The organism is Phenylobacterium sp. (assembly GCF_028290885.1).
In the GTDB taxonomy this organism is placed as follows: domain Bacteria; phylum Pseudomonadota; class Alphaproteobacteria; order Caulobacterales; family Caulobacteraceae; genus Phenylobacterium.
Map to the genome: position 1 here is coordinate 1 of NZ_JAQGIZ010000015.1, position 3905 is coordinate 3905.

At 65.8% G+C, this 3905-nt stretch carries 6 protein-coding genes; 4 read left to right on the top strand and 2 right to left on the bottom strand.

The features are described from left to right. From JWP28_RS01355 to JWP28_RS01365, 3 genes are all read left to right on the top strand, one after another. Nucleotides 1-351: hypothetical protein (locus tag JWP28_RS01355; RefSeq protein ID WP_299539133.1), on the top strand; the 351-nt coding region annotated here is incomplete at its 5' end. A gap of 68 nt (nt 352-419) precedes the next feature. Next, complete coding sequence (locus JWP28_RS01360; RefSeq protein WP_299539135.1) at nt 420-599, top strand: hypothetical protein; 180 nt, start codon at nt 420-422, stop codon at nt 597-599. A gap of 179 nt (nt 600-778) precedes the next feature. Continuing rightward, on the top strand, nt 779-1894 hold the full coding sequence (locus JWP28_RS01365) for a right-handed parallel beta-helix repeat-containing protein (RefSeq protein WP_299539138.1): 1116 nt from the start codon (nt 779-781) through the stop codon (nt 1892-1894). 62 nt (nt 1895-1956) lie between these two features. On the opposite strand, the gene JWP28_RS01370 is transcribed toward JWP28_RS01365, so the two are convergent. Next, on the bottom strand, nt 1957-2205 hold the full coding sequence (locus JWP28_RS01370; RefSeq protein WP_299539141.1) for an XrtV sorting system accessory protein: 249 nt from the start codon (nt 2203-2205) through the stop codon (nt 1957-1959). 119 nt (nt 2206-2324) lie between these two features. Next, nucleotides 2325-3476 (bottom strand): acyltransferase, encoded by a 1152-nt coding sequence (locus tag JWP28_RS01375; protein WP_299539143.1) that lies wholly within the window; start codon nt 3474-3476, stop codon nt 2325-2327. Nucleotides 3477-3709: 233 nt separating this feature from the next. Between JWP28_RS01375 and JWP28_RS01380 the strand changes: the two genes are divergently transcribed. Further along, on the top strand, nt 3710-3905 hold a 196-nt coding region (locus JWP28_RS01380; protein WP_299539146.1), incomplete at its 3' end, for a Gfo/Idh/MocA family oxidoreductase.

Consider the following 3905-nt stretch of genomic DNA (forward strand, 5'->3'; position numbering starts at 1 on the left):
ACCGGCAACTCGGTGAGCAGTGATGTCGTGAACCTCCAGCAGGCCGGCGGCGCCGACAACGTGAACTTCGTCCTGGGGCCGAACACCACCATCCCCACCGCGGCGATCGGCGACGTCTCGCTGCTCAACACCTGGTTGGCCCAGCACACCGGGACGAGCGTCGTCGAACCCGCCGTGTACGCCCCGCCGCCGGCCGTCGTCGAACCCACCTCGTACATCCCGTCGACGGGCGGCGTCGAACCCGGCGTCGTCGACCTTACCGGGTCCGCTCTCGACGCCGCGACGCAGGACGTGATCACCAAGGCGGTAAGCAACTTTTTCACGTTGCACCACGATTGGGCTATCCTCTAGGGAAGCGGCCTGCCGCGCTTAGCGCCCCTGCGCGCGGCAGGCCGCTGATCCTCTGTTGAAGGGCCGACATGGGCATAATCCACATCCTGAACATCGCCGATTACTTCTTCATGGCGGTCGGCGTGGGGGTGGCCCTGCTGATGATCGCCATGGGAGGCGTCGATGAGCGGCGACAGTCGGATCGGGAGAGCACGCCCGAGCCGCCGGCCAAGGTCGATGCCCCGACCGGGCGCGCGCGGCGCCGCTAGGCCGAGCGTCCAACCGCGGCGGCGATCAGTCCGGCGGGTCCTTGCCGTTCGCCCAAGCCATGACCGCCGTAAAGAGGACTATGAGTCCGAACAGGATCAGCAGTATGTAGCGGTCCAGCATATGATGCAGGGACTATGGGTTTTCATACGGCTGTCAAGGCGGTTGGCGAGGGGATTTCATGAAGTGCGCTCGCGTCCGTCCATGGGCGTCGCCGGGCGCGGCGCGCGCCTTGTCGTCCGTGCTGGTAGTCTCCGCCACAGTGTCCCTGGCCGCGGCGACGGGCTGCGGCGCGCAGGAGCCGGCGCGGGCAGCCTCGGCGCAGGCGGGGGTGGGGGTTTCGACGCCGAAAACCTATTGGGCGAAAATCCAGGCCGCGCGGCCGGGTGACGTCATCGTGCTCGGCGACGGCGACTATGGAACGCTGGACCTGAACGGAAAGAGCTTTGCCGAGCCCGGCATCCGGATCGAGGCGAAGCCGGGCGCCAAGGCGGTCTTCAACAGCCTCAGCTTCCAGGGCTCGGAAGGGATCGAGGTCCGCGGGATGGAAGTCGCGGTCCCGTCGAACGCCTACGGCGTCAACGTGCAGCACAGTTCTCGGATTCGGCTTTCGGGCCTGAACATCCACGCGCTCGGCGCCGAGCTTCCCAACGCGGCCATGCTCCGCGACTCGCACGACCTCAGCCTGACCGACAGCGACATTCACGAGGTGGGGACGGGCGTGAACTTCCTCGAGAGCAACCACGTCAAGATTTCCGGAAACCGCTTCACCAATGTCCAGTCCGACGCCATTCGCGGAGCGGGCTCCTACATCGAGGTGGTCGGAAACAGCGGCTCCAGTTTCCATCCGGCCGAGGGCGACCACCCGGACTTCATCCAGTTCTGGGGCTCGTCGACCGGGGTCGCGACCGGCAATGTGATCAAGGATAACGTCTTCGAGCGCGGCGCCGGCGCGGTGGTCCAGGGAATCTTCATCGAGAATAACGAGAACATCGCCATCACCGGCAACGCCATGGCCGGGACGATGTACAACGGGATCTCGCTGTCGGGGATCAAGGGCGCGCTGATCGCGGACAACTTCGTGCAGGGCTACACCGACATGGGCACCCGGATCATCGTCCGTGGCGCCAGCGCCGACGTGACCATCCGCGACAACGTCGCCGAGTCCATCGTCAACCTCGAATCCGAGGGCCAGAACCCCCGGTACAAGGAGGTCCACAACACCTCGATCCGGCCCGCGAAGCCCGGCGATACGGCGGCGATGAAAGCCTGGATCGCGCAACACAAGGCGCACTGAGCCAAGCTCCGGGATCAAGGGCGGATGGAAGCGGGGAGCGCCGCCGGGACCGTGCGCAGGGCTCAGAGCTTGAGGCCGCCGAACGGCTTCAGCACCAGCACGATGTAGATCAGGACCGCGACCACGATCAGGGCCGAGATCGGGCCTTGGCCGTGGTTTCCGACATAGTTGGCGATGGCGCAGCCGACGGCCGGCGGCAGGTAGTGGAGGATGGTGTCGTTCGGCTCCTGCTCGCCGACAGAGCGGTGCAGGAACAGCACGACAAGGCCGCCGAAGATGGCCACCGTTATCCAGTCATAGACCGTTTCCAAGCCAACACCCTCCCCAGTTCGCGGCCGACCGCCTCGTAAGCCAGGCTGCACGATCGCTGCAACCCATTGAAGCGCGGTTTACCGTTTTAGCCCATCCGCCCGCGGCGGGCATGCAATCCTCATGCCTCGCCCTGACGGACGTCCGCATCAGGCCCGAGGTTTCCTTGCTTGAGAATCGCCGGTGAGTCGATCCGCGGCTGGATCCGGCGGCTTCGCCATTTCCAGCTCATGGCCGGCTTCTCGATGACCAGCCAGCTGACCAGCCCGCAAGCCACCGCGCCAAGGAAGGTCAGGCCGGCCAGGACGCCGACCGGGATGTCACGCCAATACCAGATCAGGAGCGCGCCGATCGGCCAGGCGTAGAGATAGACGCCGTAGGATATGTCGTCCTTGGCGTTGATGGTCAGCAGCGGCTTCCACGACACCTTGAACGCGACCCAGAACAGGATGTAGCCGCCCAGCAGGATCAGCGCGGTTTCGGCGACCTGGGGCACGAACATCAGGCCGAGCAACGGCAGGGCGGCGACGGCGGCGTAGCGGCCCCGCAGCACGATGTCCTTGCTGTAGAGCCAGAAGCAGGTCCCCACCATGAAGGCGGCCAGCAGCCTGAGCTGCTGATGCGGCTCGCCCAGGGACGCGACCAGCCAGCCCGGCGATTTGAAGGCGGCGAGGCCGGGCCAGGACAACACAAGGCTGCTCACCACCACCGCCGCCGTCAGCGCCATGTAGAGCCCGCGGCGGCGATATAGCCCGATCATCCCCAGGAGCGCCGCCAGGATATAGCACCTGAATTCATACGAAATGGTCCAGGCGGAGCCGTTCAGGGTCGGATAGGGCAGGGAGGCGAACGCCTGATCCACCTCGGGCGATTTCAGCAAGACCAGGCGGTAGCCCAGTCGTCCCCAGTCCGCCGGACCGAGAGATTGCAGGCTGGCCCCTGCGAGCGGCGCCACGACGAACACGCAAAGCAGGCAGCAGACCACGAACGCTGGATAGATCCGCAGGACGCGCTTCATGAAATAGGAGCCCACGCTCGAGCTCGCCGCGAAGCTTGCCGCGATCAGGTAGCCGCTGATGAGGAAGAAGGCGTCCACCGCGAATCCGCCGGAGCTGAGGGTGTGGAACAGCATATGGAGCGGCTCGCGGCCGAGGTTGCCGTCGAGCATCTCGGGGCTGTGGGAGACGATCACCAGCGAGGCGAACAACAACCGCAGCGCCCCGATGCCGTTCGCAGGCCTCTGAGCGGGCGAGGGGTTCGGGGCGGGATTCACCGCTCGGACATTCCTTCATGAGACAGCGCGCCGCAAGCGCCCCGAGAAAGGGCGTCTTCGCTTAACGGCTCATCCGCAAATTGCGCCCAATGATCGCGCGCACAGGCGCCCGGCCATTGCGCCCGCGATAAGGCTTTCCTACGAAGCACGTCTTATCGCCACGGACTGGCCGGCGGCCTCGTCGGCGATCTGTCGGCCCGTCGGGTTGTCGTAAGCTGCAGTGCGGAGTGTCCATGAGCGCCACAGGCCAGGTAAACGTCGCCGTCGTCGGCCTCGGCAAGATGGGGGTCTCCCACCTGGCGATCGCCAACGCGAGCCGCCGGCTCAAGGTCTCGGCGGTGTGCGACAGCTTCACCATGCTGGGCCAGATGGTCGAGAAACAGTGCAAGATCCCGTATGTCGCGGACTACGCAGAGCTGATCTCGCGGC